The 15,279-nt window shown below is 55.3% G+C and carries 18 protein-coding genes; 12 read left to right on the plus strand and 6 right to left on the minus strand.

Going from position 1 to position 15,279, the window contains the following annotated elements; genetic code table 11:
* Positions 1 to 75 precede the first annotated feature (75 nt).
* Together ACIQ20_RS00635 and ispG are read left to right on the plus strand one after the other, a co-directional pair.
* A complete protein-coding gene (locus ACIQ20_RS00635; protein ID WP_395776404.1) occupies positions 76 to 1,110 on the plus strand; it encodes a helix-turn-helix domain-containing protein in 1,035 nt (344 codons plus the stop codon).
* 173 nt (positions 1,111 to 1,283) lie between these two features.
* Positions 1,284 to 2,426 (plus strand): flavodoxin-dependent (E)-4-hydroxy-3-methylbut-2-enyl-diphosphate synthase, encoded by a 1,143-nt coding sequence (gene ispG / locus ACIQ20_RS00640; RefSeq protein WP_395776406.1) that lies wholly within the window; start codon positions 1,284 to 1,286, stop codon positions 2,424 to 2,426.
* Positions 2,427 to 2,474: 48 nt separating this feature from the next.
* Here the strand turns inward: ispG and ACIQ20_RS00645 are convergent, their stop codons facing one another.
* Both ACIQ20_RS00645 and ACIQ20_RS00650 read right to left on the minus strand, forming a co-directional pair.
* The gene (locus ACIQ20_RS00645) at positions 2,475 to 3,587 is read right to left on the minus strand and encodes an NADH:flavin oxidoreductase (protein ID WP_395776408.1); all 1,113 of its coding nucleotides are present in this window, start codon (positions 3,585 to 3,587) and stop codon (positions 2,475 to 2,477) included.
* Between the two features lie 85 nt (positions 3,588 to 3,672).
* A complete protein-coding gene (locus ACIQ20_RS00650) occupies positions 3,673 to 4,413 on the minus strand; it encodes a tRNA1(Val) (adenine(37)-N6)-methyltransferase (RefSeq protein ID WP_395776410.1) in 741 nt (246 codons plus the stop codon).
* A 172-nt stretch (positions 4,414 to 4,585) separates the two neighbouring features.
* On the opposite strand from ACIQ20_RS00650, the gene ACIQ20_RS00655 reads away from it, so the two are divergent.
* A complete protein-coding gene (locus ACIQ20_RS00655; RefSeq protein ID WP_395776412.1) occupies positions 4,586 to 5,596 on the plus strand; it encodes a polyprenyl synthetase family protein in 1,011 nt (336 codons plus the stop codon).
* Positions 5,596 to 5,814: a hypothetical protein gene (locus ACIQ20_RS00660; RefSeq protein WP_395776414.1), complete on the plus strand. Its 219-nt coding sequence runs from the start codon at positions 5,596 to 5,598 to the stop codon at positions 5,812 to 5,814. The genes ACIQ20_RS00655 and ACIQ20_RS00660 overlap by 1 nt, the downstream gene beginning before the upstream one ends.
* A 61-nt stretch (positions 5,815 to 5,875) precedes the next feature.
* On the opposite strand, the gene ACIQ20_RS00665 is transcribed toward ACIQ20_RS00660, so the two are convergent.
* The 4 genes from ACIQ20_RS00665 to ACIQ20_RS00680 all read right to left on the minus strand — a co-directional run bounded on the left by ACIQ20_RS00665 (position 5,876) and on the right by ACIQ20_RS00680 (position 9,164).
* Positions 5,876 to 6,925, minus strand: coding sequence for a TerC family protein (locus tag ACIQ20_RS00665; RefSeq protein WP_395776416.1), 1,050 nt, complete (start codon positions 6,923 to 6,925; stop codon positions 5,876 to 5,878).
* A gap of 224 nt (positions 6,926 to 7,149) precedes the next feature.
* Positions 7,150 to 8,115, minus strand: a complete 966-nt coding sequence (gene trxB / locus ACIQ20_RS00670; protein WP_395776418.1) for a thioredoxin-disulfide reductase — start codon at positions 8,113 to 8,115, stop codon at positions 7,150 to 7,152.
* Between the two features lie 60 nt (positions 8,116 to 8,175).
* Complete coding sequence (tadA, locus tag ACIQ20_RS00675; protein ID WP_395776421.1) at positions 8,176 to 8,652, minus strand: tRNA adenosine(34) deaminase TadA; 477 nt, start codon at positions 8,650 to 8,652, stop codon at positions 8,176 to 8,178.
* A gap of 38 nt (positions 8,653 to 8,690) precedes the next feature.
* The gene (locus ACIQ20_RS00680) at positions 8,691 to 9,164 is read right to left on the minus strand and encodes a hypothetical protein (protein WP_395776423.1); all 474 of its coding nucleotides are present in this window, start codon (positions 9,162 to 9,164) and stop codon (positions 8,691 to 8,693) included.
* Positions 9,165 to 9,359: 195 nt separating this feature from the next.
* Here ACIQ20_RS00680 and ACIQ20_RS00685 point away from each other — a divergent pair, with 195 nt between their 5' ends.
* The 8 genes from ACIQ20_RS00685 (at position 9,360) to ACIQ20_RS00720 (ending at position 15,277) form a co-directional block, all read left to right on the plus strand.
* Positions 9,360 to 9,851 carry a MerR family DNA-binding transcriptional regulator gene (locus ACIQ20_RS00685; protein WP_395631849.1) on the plus strand — a complete coding sequence of 164 codons (492 nt, stop codon included), beginning with the start codon at positions 9,360 to 9,362 and terminating at the stop codon, positions 9,849 to 9,851.
* 133 nt (positions 9,852 to 9,984) lie between these two features.
* Positions 9,985 to 11,763, plus strand: a complete 1,779-nt coding sequence (locus tag ACIQ20_RS00690; protein ID WP_395776425.1) for an acyl-CoA dehydrogenase C-terminal domain-containing protein — start codon at positions 9,985 to 9,987, stop codon at positions 11,761 to 11,763.
* A gap of 60 nt (positions 11,764 to 11,823) precedes the next feature.
* On the plus strand, positions 11,824 to 12,249 hold the full coding sequence (locus tag ACIQ20_RS00695; protein WP_395776427.1) for an endonuclease domain-containing protein: 426 nt from the start codon (positions 11,824 to 11,826) through the stop codon (positions 12,247 to 12,249).
* Between the two features lie 132 nt (positions 12,250 to 12,381).
* Positions 12,382 to 12,933, plus strand: coding sequence for a hypothetical protein (locus tag ACIQ20_RS00700; RefSeq protein WP_395776429.1), 552 nt, complete (start codon positions 12,382 to 12,384; stop codon positions 12,931 to 12,933).
* Between the two features lie 19 nt (positions 12,934 to 12,952).
* Positions 12,953 to 14,116, plus strand: coding sequence for an acyl-CoA dehydrogenase family protein (locus ACIQ20_RS00705; RefSeq protein WP_395776431.1), 1,164 nt, complete (start codon positions 12,953 to 12,955; stop codon positions 14,114 to 14,116).
* Entirely contained in the window at positions 14,113 to 14,397 is a 285-nt protein-coding gene (locus ACIQ20_RS00710) for a hypothetical protein (protein ID WP_395776433.1), read from the plus strand. Before ACIQ20_RS00705 ends, ACIQ20_RS00710 begins: the two co-directional genes overlap by 4 nt.
* Complete coding sequence (locus ACIQ20_RS00715; protein WP_395776435.1) at positions 14,394 to 14,843, plus strand: OsmC family protein; 450 nt, start codon at positions 14,394 to 14,396, stop codon at positions 14,841 to 14,843. Before ACIQ20_RS00710 ends, ACIQ20_RS00715 begins: the two co-directional genes overlap by 4 nt.
* A complete protein-coding gene (locus ACIQ20_RS00720; protein WP_395776437.1) occupies positions 14,840 to 15,277 on the plus strand; it encodes a PaaI family thioesterase in 438 nt (145 codons plus the stop codon). The genes ACIQ20_RS00715 and ACIQ20_RS00720 overlap by 4 nt, the downstream gene beginning before the upstream one ends.
* Positions 15,278 to 15,279: the final 2 nt, after the last annotated feature.

Raw genomic sequence — 15,279 nt, forward strand, 5'->3', positions numbered from 1 at the left:
GACATAAATCCACGCTAATGAAATCTAAACGAAATGCCCGCATTGTGGTGGCGTTAAAGATTAAGGATTGACACGATGAGTCCGGCAGAGGCCGCACGTACGCTAGATGCAGCTAAAGCGCTCCACTCGGGGCGTGGACATCTGCGTCTGGTGGGCTCAGTCGATAATCCAGATGCAGATGGTCCAGGGGCCCGGCTGCAGGCAGCTCGCCGCGATCAGGAATTGTCCATCCATCAAGTAGCCGCCGCCCTGAAGCTAAAACCAGAGCAGGTCGCCGCGATCGAGTCCATGCAATTTCAAAAGCTACCCGGCCTTGGTTATGCGCTGGGCTATGTGCGCGCTTATGGTGAGCTATTGGGCCTTGTCGATTGCGATGGCCTTGTCAGCGAGTTTCGCGACGCTTGGGAGCCTGTCCAGCGCCGCCGGGAATCTGAAATTGCGACCCAGCCTTCAAAATTTGTCGCCCCTGTTGGTGCGGTTGTAGCGCTTGCCTTGTTAGGTTGGCTGGTCGTTTGGGCTAGCTTGCACGCAATAAAGCCTCAGCCGGTGGACGTGGTCGCGCCGCCGGATGAGACAATCAAAGCGTGGGCTGAGTCTCAGCCGAAAGGGCCAGCGCAAGCAACTGCCGATGTACAACCTTTGTCGACCCTAAAGGCCCTGCAAGACGTGCGGGTGACCCTTCGCGGCGAAGATGGCGCACTGGTGACTGACCGGATTCTGCGTAAGGATGAGAGCATTTCGACCGATGGCTTGGGCCGCTGGTTCGTATCCTCGCCCTTTGGCGGTGTGCTGGAGGCCAGCGGTTATGGCCAGACTGCCTTGGTCGGCGAAGCTGGAAAAAAGGTCGTAAATTGGCGTGTGCCAGACTTTGAGGCGATCGCGATCGCGAAATCAAAGGCTGAAGCTGATGCAGCCGCGGCTCTAGCTGCAGCAGAAGCTGCCAAGCTTGCTGCACAACAGGCAAGTGATGAGCCTGCAGCCACCCGAACGACGGCTCCCAGGGGTACGAGCTCAAGCAACACAACAAATGAGCCAGCGGCCACGCCAACTGCCGCTCCAGTAACGGCTACTTCTGCGCCAGCCAAAGTCGTCGGCCCTGTCACTCAGTAAAGTGCCGCACAGGCACGTGACTGGAACTTCAGTCAAAGCCGTCCTATAGTTTTCCAGACGTTTTTTGTCTGGTTGACGGACAGGCTCATCTGATGGTTCAATTCCCAGCAGTAGGCGTAATTTCGTCATGCTGAACATGATCTGATAAACCGCGAGAAACAAGAGGTTACGACGTGGCGACTGGTCTGGAACATATCCGCCCTTGGCGCACCATTGTGCGGCGCAAGTCCCGTCAGATCATGGTGGGTACAGTGGCCGTTGGCGGCGATGCGCCGATCAGCGTTCAAACCATGACCAATACGCCAACCCCTGATGCCGGGTCGACCATCGACCAAATCCGCCGCTGCGAAGAGGTCGGGGTCGATATCATTCGGGTGTCTTGCCCAGATGTAGAATCAACTGCCGCCCTCAAAACCATCGTGCGCGCGGCGCAAGTGCCGATCGTGGCCGATATCCACTTTCACTATAAGCGAGCCATTGAAGCGGCGGAGGCAGGTGCCGCATGCCTGCGCATCAATCCTGGTAACATTGGCTCTGCGGAACGAGTCCGCGAAGTGGTCAGCGCCGCTCGCAACAATGGCTGCTCCATCCGCATCGGTGTAAACGCGGGCTCTCTTGAGTCTGATTTGCTTGAGAAATATGGCGAGCCCTGCCCCGAAGCTATGGTGGAAAGCGCGCTCGACCATGCGCGTATCTTGCAAGAGCTCGATTTTCATGAGTTCAAAATCTCGGTCAAGGCGTCCGACACCTTCTTGACGGTTGCCGCCTATCAGGCGCTTTCTGAGGCGATTGATTGCCCGCTACATCTAGGCGTTACAGAGGCTGGCGCAGCGCGCTCTGGCACGGTGAAGTCTTCGATTGGCATTGGCTCGCTTCTTTGGGCAGGCATTGGCGATACGATCCGCGTGTCCTTGTCGGCAGAGCCTGAAGAAGAGGTGCGCGTCGGTTATGATATTCTCAAAAGCCTAGGCCTGCGCACGCGTGGCGTGAATATCATTGCCTGCCCATCGTGTGCCCGCCAAGGGTTTGATGTGATCCGCACGGTCGAAGCTTTGGAAAGCCGCCTGTCGCATGTGTCAGAGCCGATTTCGCTCTCTATCATTGGCTGTGTCGTCAATGGCCCCGGTGAAGCGCTTTATACCGATTTGGGCTTTACGGGCGGCGGCAAGGGAGCCGGGATGATCTATATGGCCGGGAAGGCGCATCACAAGCTCTCTAACGACGGCATGATTGAGCACATCGTTGAGCTCGTTGAAGCCAAAGCAGAAGAAATGCGCGCGGCTAAGGCGGAAGATGAGCTCGCAACGGCGACATAATGAGAAGCGGGCCCAACTCTGCGGTCAGGCCCACACCCATTTTGTGACCTAGTACAGTGTCGCCAAGGCCTTGCCGTCATAATCCATCAGATCATCGGTACGGCCTTCTTTGACCTTCTTGGCCCACTCGGGGTCTTGCAGCAAAGCCCGGCCGATGGCGACCATGTCATATTCGCCCTTTTCCAAGCGTCGGACGACATCATCAAGTGGTGCTTTGGCAGAACCTTCGCCCCGGAACGAGCCGGCAAAATCACTCGACAAGCCAATGGAGCCCACCGTAATGGTTGGCACGCCCGTGACCTTCTTGGTCCAACCAGCACAGTTCAAGCCATTCTCGCCATCGACATCAGGGAATTCAGCTTCCCAAACTCGGCGTTGCGAACAGTGTAGCATGTCCACGCCCGCAGCTACGATGGGTGCCAAGAAGGCTTCGAGTTCTTGTGGTGTATGGGCAAGTTTGATCGTGTAGTCTTGTTGTTTCCACTGCGAAAAGCGTAAGATAATGGGCATATCAGGGCCGACTTGCTTGCGACATTCTGCAACGATTTCAGCAGCAAAGGTCGCACGCTCTGGCAGCGATCCACCATATCGATCAGTGCGGACGTTCATGACGTCCCAGAAAAATTCGTCGATCAGATAGCCATGTGCGCCATGGATTTCGACGGCATCAAAGCCCAATTTGGCAGCATCGCCTGCAGCGCGGGCATAGGCCTGCACCATGTCCCAAACTTCTTCGGTGGTGGGCACTGGCAAGACTGATTTACCGGTGTGGGTCAGGCCTGAAGGGCTGTCGGTTGGTGCCTCGGGATAATGGCCAGTCCCTGGCTTGCGCATCATGCCTTGGTGCCAAATCTGAGGCGCGATCTTGCCGCCTTGCGCGTGGACGTCTTCAACGACTTTCGCCCAGCCAGCTAACGCATCATCGCCATGGAAACGGGGAACATTGGCGTCGTTTGAAGCCCCCTTCCGGTCGGTTACTGTACCTTCTGTGATCAAGAGGCCGACATCGGCCGCGGCCCGGCGCGCATAATAATCGGCCACATTTTGTCCCGGCACGCCGTTTGGCGAGAACGACCGCGTCATCGGGGCCATTGCGATTCGGTTCGGTATCGTCACGCCGCGAATGGTGAGGGGCTGAAATAAAGCAGACACGTCGGTCATGGTCACTCCTGAGCATTATGATTGCGCGGCTGTTCTATCGGCTTGCCGCTGTTGGGAAGGGGTTACGATGAAGTTGACGCCAGGTCTAGACGGCTAAGACCCCTCCATCACAAATTGCCTGATAAGCTAAGCTAAACCGTCCATCACCCACTGGCGGATGCATATCGATCCCGGCCAAAAGGCGCAGCGGCGCGCGCGAGCCTTTGCGGGCTGAAACCACAACTCGCTTGGCGGGATCCCCCGCCCGCGGACGCACTGGGCAAACCCCAATATCGCCTGCCTTGCCTCGAAGAGCGGCCAGAATATCGGGCAGTCGGTCCGCCCGGTGGATCATCAAGAACCTTCCCTTGGGCGTTGTCATCGCCAGCATGCCTTTTATCCACGCATCTAAAGGCGCACCTAGAATATGGGCAGCTTGCCGCGACTCGTCTGGATCGCGGATGGCCAGATCATCATCGAAATAAGGGGGATTAGAAAACACAAGGTCAAATTGGCCAAGCAGGGCCTCGTCTGGTGCCAAAACATCACCCAGCACAAAGTTAACTTCGCACTGAAGTGGATTGCGGGTGCCATTTGCCTCAGCAAGGGACCAAGCTGCCTCGTCCTTTTCAAGCCCTGTTAGGCGCAGCTTCGAATCGGCGCGTAAAGATCCGAGACTGAGGAGCGCCGTACCCACGCCACAGCCCGCTTCCAAAGCCGTTCGGAACGGAATTGAGGCGGCAGCGGCGCCCAATAAAACAGCGTCCGTCCCAGCACGATAGCCCTTGCTGGGTTGTTCTATGGTCAACGCCCCTTTGAGGAATATATCATGGGTTGTTTCGGTCATGCGGGCGTCTGAGCCTATATCTAAAAGACTTGCGAAGTTGCTTGGTTGAGACGGCAAAATAGACCAGTGTCAACTAAACTGTTTTGAACGCCAAGGTTGGAAGCAGCGGATGCTTGACCCAAGCCCCCTCAAGAGGGCATGGAAACAAAAGACTAATAAGGAAAAAGCTGTCGTGAACGTCACCACCCGCCCAGTTCATGCCGTGACGGTTAATCCGACCGAAGCGCTCGCGGCAGTGTTGGCACCAGAATTGGCAGCAACTGAAGCTGAGATCGTCGCACGGATGGACAGCCCTGTCGGTCTCATCCCGGATGTGGCTCACCATTTGGTGGATGCTGGCGGCAAGCGCTTGCGGCCGCTCCTAACGCTCGCAGCGGCAAGTGCTTGCGGCGGCGGCGGGCTGGCGGCGGTTAAGCTCGCTACCGCCGTTGAGTTCATCCACACCGCCACTTTGCTGCATGACGACGTAGTCGATGGGTCGTCACTACGACGTGGTAAGCGGGCTGCCAATCTGATTTGGGGCGACAAGGCGAGCGTATTGGTTGGCGACTTCTTGTTTGCACGCGCATTCAATCTGATGGTCGAAACAGGCTCCTTAAGGGTACTGGATATTCTAGCCAAAGCCGCAAGCACGATTGCCGAAGGTGAAGTCCTGCAGCTGGCAACCACCAATCGCGGCGAAGCCAGCCGAGAACGCTATTACCAAGTTATTGAGGCCAAGACCGCCGCTTTGTTTGCTGCCGCATGTGAAGCCGGCGCGATCACCGCAGACGCGCCTGATGAGATGGTAAACGCTTTGGCTACTTTCGGATTGAAGCTGGGCCTCGCCTTTCAATTGGTCGACGACGCTTTGGACTATGGCGGCCTAACCCAAAGCTTGGGGAAAAATACCGGTGACGATTTCCGGGAAGGCAAAGCCACCCTTCCACTGATCATCGCTTTAGAGCGCGCGCAAGGCGAAGAGCGCCTATTCTGGCAACGCGTTCTGGCCCGCAAGCATCAGGACGAGGATCTGGCTTTTGCGATCCAAACCATGCGCCTGCGTGGGGCTGTTGAGGCTACTTTGGATGAGGCCCGCGGCCATATCACCGAAGCGAAGGCGGCTTTGGCGCGCCTGCCCGAAGGGGCCATCCCAGCACTACTGGCCAATCTCGCCGATTATGTTGTCGCTCGACTGAACTAATGGTCGAGGACGGCAACTCTCGGAAGAAGTGGCTGGCCGAAATCCGAGCCGCCCTGCCCATCAGCTTTGAAGCTATCATGGCCATTCTCGTCATGATTATGGTCCTCATGGTGATGCTGATTGAGCAAATTCGGGAACCAAACAAAGAGGTCTGTGATCGTCGTCGGGGCTGCGACAGTCCATTGCCGTCTAGGACCAATCCACCCTCAGACTTCTGATAACAAAAAGGGCGGGACCATTCAGTCCCGCCCTGATTCAATTTTCCACAAGCCTGCGAGATTACTCGGCAGGCTTGGGCTCGACTTTGCGGGTCCGCCACAAGGAGTAGCCAATCGAGCCACCCAACAGGAGCAGCGTCGCAATAAGCGACCAATGTGGCTCCATGTAGGGCACCATTTTCAGTTCTTTAGACAGTCCGAAGTTCCAGATGATCTTACAGCCGATCAGAACCAGAACCAATGACAAGCCATATTTCAGATATTTGAACCGCTCGACTGCTTCAGCCAACATGAAGTACATCGAACGCAGCCCCAAGATCGCAAAGATATTGGAGGTATAAACGATAAACGGGTCGCGGGTGACGGCAAAAATTGCAGGCACGCTGTCGACGGCAAAAATGATGTCGACGATTTCAACCATCATCAGGGCCAAGAACAAAGGCGTGGCCCAGATAACCAGTTTGCCCGAACCATCTGGATGCGGCTTCTTGACGAAGAAGTTGTGGTTCTCAATTGTCTCGGTAACGCGCATGCGCTTCTTGATGAACTTCAAGATAGGGTTGTCTTCTAGCTTCATCTCATGATCACCACCGAACAGCATCTTGTAGCCGGTGAAGATCAAGAAGGCCGCGAAGATATAGAGCACCCAAGTGAATTCATTCACCACGGCAGAGCCCAAGCTGATGAAAATCGCACGGAACACAATTGCGCCGATGATACCCCAGAACAGCACGCGGTGCTGATATTCGCGTGGTACGGCAAAGAATGTGAAGATCATCCCGATGACAAAAATATTGTCAAAAGCCAATGCCGTCTCCAGCAGATACCCAGTAAAATACTGGATTACTGCTTGTTGGTTCAAATTGTCGGGGCTGTTGTAATATTTCGGATCGGGCTCGTATATGAAGTAGACATAGGCGCCGAACGCGATAGCAAGGCTGGCGAAAGCCGCCCACATTTTGGCAGACTTTGAAGCCGAAACCACTCCGTCCTTATTGTTGATGACCCCAAGGTCTAACCACAACAAGAAACCAATGAACGACAAAAAGGCGAGCCACAGCCAAATTGGCTGGCCCGCGTATACGGCGGTTAAAAAAGGCAAGGCATCCATTGGCCCCGGTCCCCTCATCTTGGCTGCGTCTTCCGCGAGAACAATCAATCCGACATCACGATCAACGCCTTGATCGCCAGAGGGGCCCGGACTGCGGTAGTGGGGTGCATATGGGGCGCTGGCCTACGTGCGCAAGGCACAGGAGCGTGAATAGCGCAGAGCATTGCTTCACAAGGCCGTGATAGCCCTTGCGCTGGAAGGTGCCTTTCCTAGAGCGGGCAAACCTAGGCGGTGGTGACAGCCTCTTGGCCATGCTCTGCTAAGAAACGCTCTGCCTCCAAGGCAGCCATGCAGCCCAACCCAGCTGCAGTAACGGCCTGGCGATAGGTTTCGTCGGCCACATCACCTGCCGCAAACACACCAGCTACATTGGTACGCGTGGTGCCAGGCTCAACAATGATGTAGCCATTATCGCGCATCGCGACTTTGCCGATGAACAAATCCGTCGCAGGCTTGTGACCAATCGCGACAAACACGCCATGTGCTGGCAGGTTTGAAAGTGCGCCAGTCTTGAGGTTCTTCAAGCGCACGCCCGTTACCGATTTAGGCTCGGGATCCGATAAGATTTCTTCCACCGCACTATCCCAAACCACTTCCACTTTTGGATGGTTGAACAAGCGGTCTTGCAAAATGCGCTCTGCCCGTAACTCGTCACGGCGATGTACCAATGTCACTTTGCTGGCAAAATTGGTCAAGAACAGAGCTTCTTCAACTGCGGTGTTGCCGCCGCCGATCACCACCACTTCTTTCCCGCGATAGAAGAAACCGTCGCAAGTGGCGCAAGCCGACACGCCAAAGCCGCACAAGCCCTGCTCTTCGGGCAGGCCCAGCCATTTGGCTTGCGCGCCCGTCGCAATGATCAAGGTATCGCCTGTGTAGACTTGGCCACCATCGCCAATCGCTCTGAACGGACGGCTAGTCAGATCGACTTCCATGATCCAGTCAGAAATGATTTGCGTGCCGACATGTTCAGCTTGGGCGCGCATTTGCTCCATCAGCCAAGGCCCTTGGATAACATCGGCAAAGCCCGGATAGTTTTCAACTTCCGTGGTGATTGTCAGCTGTCCGCCGGGTTGGGGTCCCTCAACCAGCACGGGCTGGCGCATGGCACGGGCGGCATAGATAGCGGCCGTATAGCCGGCAGGCCCTGAACCAATAATAAGAACGGGGGCGTGGCGAATTTCTGACATAGAGAGGGCTCCTTGAGCACACCTATCTAGTGATTCCCCCCACGAATAAGAAGGGCAGTATCAGCGCCGCGCACGGAAGAAGGTGCGTAATATCTCTGCGCAAGGTTCCGCCAAGACACCGGAGGTGACTTTCGGTCGCCAATGGCAGGTCTTTTGCTCAAAAAAGCACACCCCATGCTCTACCGCCCCGCCTTTCGCGTCAGAAGCCCCATAGACCAAGCGGGCGATACGGGCATGACTGATGGCACCTGCGCACATGGTACAAGGCTCTAACGTCACATACAGCGTCAATTCGGGCGCTAAACGATAGTTGGACAAAGCAATCCCTGCGCGCCTTATGGCCAGTATCTCCGCATGACCGGACGGGTCGTGCAAAGTAATTGGTTCATTGTGGGCCTCGGCCACAAACGTCTGGGTTTTGCTGTCGACGACAATGGCACCAATCGGGGCTTCGCCCAATCGGGCAGCCTGCTCAGCAAGCTCTAAAGCACGCGCCATCCAAAAGGCGTCCCGCGCCTGATCTTGTTCATCCAGCATAGGGCGTTGTTAGCGGGTTTGACCGCGTGAGGCCAGTCCTAGCGCCGACAACCAGATACCGGGCCCGGCGGGACCATGCGGATGTAATTACCACGACGAACGCTGTGGGCCGACACCTCTTCACAACGGCCGGGCTTGCGGCGCACCCAATGCGCATCAACACAGACTTGACCCGTGCGACTGCCATAGCAGCGTGGTTCAATGAAGCGCCAATTGCCATCTGCTGGCAGATTGAGCGTATAGCCATAGCCATAGGCTGGACCCTCCATCCCATTCCAAGCGAAGTTGACTTCGGTCTCTGCGGGATAGCCTGCCGGGGTGGTGCGGCTACGTGGGGAAATGCGCCCATTTTGATCGTGATAGCTTGATCCATCCTCTTGACTTGGGATCGGCGCGGCCACCTTGGCCGCATCCATCGGACGTCGATACGCCCCAGCTTCTGCAGATACACTTGCTAAAATCACCAGCCCACAAAAGGCTAAGGTCACACTCCACAGTTTCGTACGCACCACTAATTTACCCCAGTCTCGTTGTTTCGCTTACGCAACAAAGCTGAATTCAAAGGATAACGCACGTGGGTTCGTCCAAACGGGGTAGCAAAACGGGCAATTCCCCAATCCTGTGGGGCCGGTAACACTAAGATTTTACTTGACGTGTGCGTAAACGTAAGCCAAACGCGTTTGCAAGGTCACCTCTGGAGGTCTTTTATGTCTGATCAAACCGAGAAAAACAGGGTTTGGACGATTGGCGAGTTATCGCGTGAATTTGGTGCCACAGCCCGCGCCTTGCGCTTCTATGAAGATAAGGGGCTGCTCAGCCCGGCACGGGATGGTCTCAACAGGCATTATTCGGTGCGTGACCGCGCCCGCTTGAAGCTGATTTTGCGCGGCAAGCGGGTCGGGTTTTCGCTATCGGAAATCCGCGAGATGATCGATCTCTATGATCTGGGGGATAATCAACGCACCCAGATGCAGCGCACGCACGACAAGTACATCAAGCAAATTGAACTTTTGAAGCGGCAGCGTGAAGACATTGTAGGATCGATCGAGACCTTAGAAAATGGTGTCCAATGGCTGAATGAGCAATTGGCGAAGGCTCCGGCCGATCTCGCTGTTGCTGGGGCTTCAGCTTATGATGCGGTCGCGCGCGCGCGCCTCGATGGCGAAGACATCTCTTATCTCAACGAAAAAGCGTCTTAAAAAAAAGCCAAGGCAAGGCCTGCTCAGGGCCCTTCAAAATAAAGCACTTCGACAAAACAAGGTTTGGCCAGCGGCTGGATGGGTTTGCTTCAACACACCCCCAGCCGCCGACGGCTACTAAGGGAGACAGATTATGGGTTATCAAGCACCAATTCGCGACATGAAGTTTCTGTTTGATGATGTCTTAGAGATCGACCGTTTCTCAAACCTCGAAGGCTTTGCAGACGCGCCAAAGGATGTGCGCGACCAAATCCTCGAAGAGGGCGCGAAATTCTGCGAAAATGTTCTAGCGCCGCTGAATTCGGTCGGCGACAAGCAAGGCTGCAAACTAAACCCAGATAACACAGTCACTGTACCTGAAGGTTTCACCGAAGCCTATCATGCACTGGTAGAAGCTGGTTGGCCCCTGTTGAGTGCTGACCCAAATTATGGCGGCCAAGGCCTGCCTCATGTGGTCAATCTGGCCTATAGCGAGATGACCTCCTCGTCCAACATGGCGTTCGGCATGTATCCAGGCCTCACCCATGGTTGCTATTCGGCCATTCACGAAGGCGGCACGGACGAGCAAAAGGACCTCTATTTGCCCAAGCTCGCCAGCGGAGAATGGGCAGGCACGATGAATCTGACCGAGCCTCATTGCGGCACGGACCTGGGTCTCTTGCGCACCAAGGCTGTCCCTCAAGCGGATGGTACCTATAAGATTTCAGGCCAGAAAATCTGGATCTCGGGTGGCGAGCACTCGATGACCGCCAACCACATTCACTTGGTCCTCGCCCGCCTTGAAGGCGCACCAGCTGGCGTCAAAGGCATCTCGCTTTTCATCGTGCCGAAGTTCATCGTTCACGCCGATGGCAGCTTGGGTGAGCGTAATACTGTAGCTTGCGTCGGCCTCGAAGAGAAAATGGGCATTCACGGCAATGCCACTTGCGTCATGCAATATGAAGAAGCCACTGGCTATCTGATTGGTGAGCCTAACAAAGGCCTGTCCATCATGTTCGTGATGATGAATGAGGCCCGCATCGGCGTCGGCCTGCAAGGTATGGCGATCGGCGAATCTGCCTATCAAGCAGCGCTGGCTTTTGCCAAGGATCGCCGCCAAGGCCGCAGCCTGACCGGCCCGAAAGAGCCTGACCAGCCAGCCGACAATATTTTAGTGCACCCCGATGTGCGTCGCATGTTGATGGACATTAAGGCCCACACCGAAGGCGGTCGGGCCTTCTTGTACTGGACCGCACTTTACGGCGACCTCTTGCACAAGAGCCCCGATGAAGCTGTCCGCCAAAAAGCTGGCGATTATATGAGCCTTTTGACCCCGGTCCTCAAAGCCTATTTGACCGATAAGGGCCACAAGAACGCGTCTGACGCTTTGCAAGTGCATGGCGGTTCGGGCTTTACTGAGCATTATCAGGCTAGCCAATTCCTGCGCGATAGCAAAATCGCCATGATTTACGAAGGCACCAATGGCGTCCAAGCCCTCGACCTCGTCGGTCGTAAGCTGGCTGCCAATGGCGGTCGGGCCATCCAAACCTTCTTTGCAGAGATCGACGCCTTTGTGGCTGAACATGAAGGCGACGGAGATCTCGCACCTTTCATCGCTGGCCTCGCCTCTGCCCGTGCCCAATTGCAAGACGCCACCATGTGGTTGATGGCCAATGGCATGAGCAATTTTGATAATGCCGGGGCATCCAGCCACGATTATCTGCATGTGTTTGGCCTAACCGGCCTTGCCTATATGTGGGCGCTCATGGCGAAAGCCGCCTATGCCAAGGCGGGTACCGAGCCCTTCTATGACACCAAAATCAAGACCGGGCGTTATTTCGTCGATCGCATCTTGCCAGAAATTGCCGGTCACTTGGCCAAAGTCAAAACCGGTGCAGGGCCAGTGATGGCATTGAGCGCTGAGGAGTTTTAATCTTTATCCTCCCCCGTTTACGGGGGAGGGGGACCGCGCAAAGCGCGGTGGAGGGGGGAAATGCGCGAACTAGAACAAAGATCACGCGCTTTTGCAAAAGCCCTGCGCCGCACGCTAACAAAGGCCGAGGCGTCTCTCTGGGGCTGCCTCAAAGGAAAGAAACTCAATGGCTACCACTTTCGTCGCCAACACCCAATTGGTCCTTTCATCGCAGACTTTGCCTGCGTCGAAGCCAAACTCGTTCTAGAAGTGGACGGTGGAACTCACATGTCTGACGCAGACCAATCCTACGATGCCAAGCGAACGGCATTTTTAGAAGCGCAGGGTTGGCACGTTATGCGGGTATGGAACAACCAAGTGTTGGAAAATCGTGCCGGTGTCTTGCGGGCGATAGAAGAAGTGGTAACCGCAAGAGCAATGAGTAAATTGCCCTCCCTAGTGGATGGTGGGGTCGGCGAAGCTGACGGAGGAGGGAAACTTGCATAGCCAGCCTTGCAAAATGCCCCCTCCACCATGCTCCGCATGGTCCCCCTCCCCCGCTTCGCAGGGGAGGACAGGGCGTGCGCTGATCAAACCCCATTCATTGGGAACAAAGTTTGATTTTGGGAGCCCTAACCTATGACGATCATGGTGCGGAATAAAGATGTCAAAGGCGGGAGGATTTACCTTTTGCTAGGCGTCGTTCTCGGCGCGATTGTGAGCGGCATTGTTGCTACGGCTGTGTTTTTTGCTTTTCCTTCGCTTCTTTCGTTCGTTCTTACAGCCGCCCCAGATGGGGGCGCTACTAAATTGGAAGATTTCGAAAGTGCCAATGCGGACTTTGCGGACAAGTTGTTAACAACCAGCTTTATTGTTTCAGTTTTCTGCTTGATTTTCGGATCAATATTCTTGGCAGAGAACCGACAGTCAGGTTTAGCAAAGTATAGCAGCGGCGCGATAGTGGGTGCTGTTTGCTTTAGCGTCGCTGCGATGGCGCTGGGCTTTTTGTTTGCGCTAATAAAGAATGAGGGAATTGCCGCGGCACTCATTTTCGCAGTTTTTGTCCTAATCCCATCTTTACCCGCTGGAGCATTAGGCGCACTGGCGTTTCTTGCGGTTGTTCATCTTTTTGACTTCAATAGAAGAATTTTTCCACGCCAAGTTGCAAATGCAAAACCTCAATCAACATAACCTATGCAGGACTAACACCATGACAGCCATCACCATGCCGAAAGCCGTTTGGCGCGATAGTGAAGAACTCACGATGTTCGAAGATTCCGTGCGTGGGTTCTTTGCTAAAGAGGCGCCTCCAGAGGTTTGCGCAAAATGGCGTGAGAATGGCATTGTCGACCGCGAGATGTGGACCAAAGCCGGTCAAGCAGGCCTGCTCTGTGTCTCGATGCCTGAAGAATTTGGCGGCGGCGGTGGCGATTTCCGTCATGAAGCGGTGATTATGGACGTCATGGGCACCATGGGCATTGATGGCTTTGGCCTGCCTTTACACAACGCCATCATCGCGCCCTATATAAAACATTATGGCAGCCAAGAACAGAAGCAAAAATGGTTGCCTAAAATGGCCTCGGGCGAGTTGGTTGGCGCGATTGCCATGACCGAGCCCGGTGCTGGCTCTGACTTGCAAGGCATTAAGACCACCGCCGTGAAAAGCGGTAATCACTATGTGATCAATGGCTCTAAGACCTTCATCACCAATGGCGCGACGGCTGACTTGATCATCGTGGTAGCCAAGACCGACCCGACCCAAGGGGCAAAGGGTACGAGCCTAATCGTTGTAGAAACCAAAGAAGTCGAAGGCTTCCGTCGGGGTCGCAACTTGGACAAAATCGGCCAAGATGCACAGGACACCTCTGAGCTCTTCTTTGACGAAGTCCGCGTGCCAACGTCTAATCTGTTGGGCCCAGTTGAAGGCATGGGCTTTATCCAATTGATGGAGCAATTAGCCAGCGAGCGCCTGCAAATCGGCATCCAAGGCGTTGCCAGCATGGAGCGCGCGCTGACCGAGACCATCGCCTATGTCAAAGAGCGTAAGGCCTTTGGCAAGTCGATCATGGATTTCCAAAATACCCAGTTCAAACTGGCCGAATGCAAAACCAAAGCAACGGTGGCGCGCGCTTTCTGTGATCGCTGCGTAGAATTGCTGATGGAAGGCAAGCTCGACCCAGCCACCGCCAGCATGGCGAAATATTGGGTTTCAGACGTTGAGAACGAAGTAATGGACGAGTGCCTGCAATTGCACGGCGGCTGGGGCTATATGAATGAAATGCCCATTGCTCGCATGTGGCGCGACAGCCGCGTTCAGCGCATCTACGGCGGGGCCAATGAGGTCATGAAAGTGTTGATTGCGAGAACCTTGTGAACGACCCCCTCAATTCCGCCATCGCCGATGCACTCGCACTGATCGAGGCCAACCCTGAGCCGAGCGATGATAACCTGCGCGCACTCTCGGTTCGCTTGGCCCTGGCCCATGCCGCCACCGAAGATGAAATCAATCAACTGGCTGTTGAGAGCTTTCAAGAAACGATTGAGGACATGCAGGCCGATAGCGTCCCTGAACACCGCGCCTATTTGTTTGAGCAATTGACCACAGGCCTGATGGCCTATGAAGTCCAGTTGTTGCTGGATGGGGCCAAGGCATGAGTTCCCACACCGCCAGCATCTTGTGGGAACGCGCTGGCGCTGTCTTCACGGACGGCAAATACGCCCGCACGCATCAGGCAAGCTTTGATGGTGGTGTAGGTTTGGCTGTAACCACCGCTTTGCCCCTGCCCTCCAATACGGTGCCTGCTGCCGACCCCGAGGAAATGGTGGTCGCGGCCACGGCCAGCTGCCACATGATGTTCTTTTTGGCTTTTGCTAAACAGGCGGGCTTCATCGTCGACAGCTATCAGGATGCCCCCTTCGGTACCTTGGGCAAGGATGATGCGGGTGTAGAGCGCTTTGTCGAAGTGGTGCTGAACCCCAAAATCAGCTGGGGTGGCGACAATATTCCAGGTGCTGCCGACATGGATCTATTGCACCACAAAGCCCATAAGGCTTGCTATATTGGCAATTCCTTGGCCTGCCCAGTGAGAATTGGCCAATGAGCGACCACGCCCAAACCTTCCTCGACATTGGCATGAAGCAGCCCTCCCAAAGTTCACAGACTTTGGGATTTCAACTGATTGAGATGGATGTGAAGACGGGCACCGCACGGGTGGAATTTGCTGGCAAGCCCGAGTTTGCCAATCCAACAGGCTATATTCAGGGCGGATTTCTTTCTGCCATGCTGGATGACGTGATGGGCATGATGGCGATGTTGAAAGTCGCGCCCAAAAGCTTTGCCAGTACGATTGACTTGCACGTCCACTATCTCCGCCCCGTCCGGGTCGGCAAGATCGAGGTCGCCGCACGCATCACCAACAAAGGTCCCAGCGTCATGTTCGCTGAAGCTGACCTCTATGATTGTCGGGGAAAAATCTCCGCCAAAGCCACTTCTGCCTTGGCGATCACGCCCTTGCAGATTAAAGCAGACGTATAACA

Origin of the sequence: Aquidulcibacter sp. (assembly GCF_044346625.1) — a bacterium.
Lineage (GTDB): Bacteria > Pseudomonadota > Alphaproteobacteria > Caulobacterales > Aquidulcibacteraceae > Aquidulcibacter.

What these genes read in the sequence shown, in the direction of transcription:
- ACIQ20_RS00635 (WP_395776404.1), top strand. Translation starts at nt 76, where the DNA reads ATGAGTCCGGCAGAGGCCGCACGTACGCTAGATGCAGCTAAAGCGCTC.
- ACIQ20_RS00645 (WP_395776408.1), bottom strand. Translation starts at nt 3,587, where the DNA reads ATGACCGACGTGTCTGCTTTATTTCAGCCCCTCACCATTCGCGGCGTG.
- ACIQ20_RS00650 (WP_395776410.1), bottom strand. Translation starts at nt 4,413, where the DNA reads ATGACCGAAACAACCCATGATATATTCCTCAAAGGGGCGTTGACCATA.
- ACIQ20_RS00660 (WP_395776414.1), top strand. Translation starts at nt 5,596, where the DNA reads ATGGTCGAGGACGGCAACTCTCGGAAGAAGTGGCTGGCCGAAATCCGA.
- ACIQ20_RS00665 (WP_395776416.1), bottom strand. Translation starts at nt 6,925, where the DNA reads ATGGATGCCTTGCCTTTTTTAACCGCCGTATACGCGGGCCAGCCAATT.
- trxB (WP_395776418.1), bottom strand. Translation starts at nt 8,115, where the DNA reads ATGTCAGAAATTCGCCACGCCCCCGTTCTTATTATTGGTTCAGGGCCT.
- tadA (WP_395776421.1), bottom strand. Translation starts at nt 8,652, where the DNA reads ATGCTGGATGAACAAGATCAGGCGCGGGACGCCTTTTGGATGGCGCGT.
- ACIQ20_RS00685 (WP_395631849.1), top strand. Translation starts at nt 9,360, where the DNA reads ATGTCTGATCAAACCGAGAAAAACAGGGTTTGGACGATTGGCGAGTTA.
- ACIQ20_RS00690 (WP_395776425.1), top strand. Translation starts at nt 9,985, where the DNA reads ATGGGTTATCAAGCACCAATTCGCGACATGAAGTTTCTGTTTGATGAT.
- ACIQ20_RS00695 (WP_395776427.1), top strand. Translation starts at nt 11,824, where the DNA reads ATGCGCGAACTAGAACAAAGATCACGCGCTTTTGCAAAAGCCCTGCGC.
- ACIQ20_RS00700 (WP_395776429.1), top strand. Translation starts at nt 12,382, where the DNA reads ATGACGATCATGGTGCGGAATAAAGATGTCAAAGGCGGGAGGATTTAC.
- ACIQ20_RS00705 (WP_395776431.1), top strand. Translation starts at nt 12,953, where the DNA reads ATGACAGCCATCACCATGCCGAAAGCCGTTTGGCGCGATAGTGAAGAA.
- ACIQ20_RS00715 (WP_395776435.1), top strand. Translation starts at nt 14,394, where the DNA reads ATGAGTTCCCACACCGCCAGCATCTTGTGGGAACGCGCTGGCGCTGTC.
- ACIQ20_RS00720 (WP_395776437.1), top strand. Translation starts at nt 14,840, where the DNA reads ATGAGCGACCACGCCCAAACCTTCCTCGACATTGGCATGAAGCAGCCC.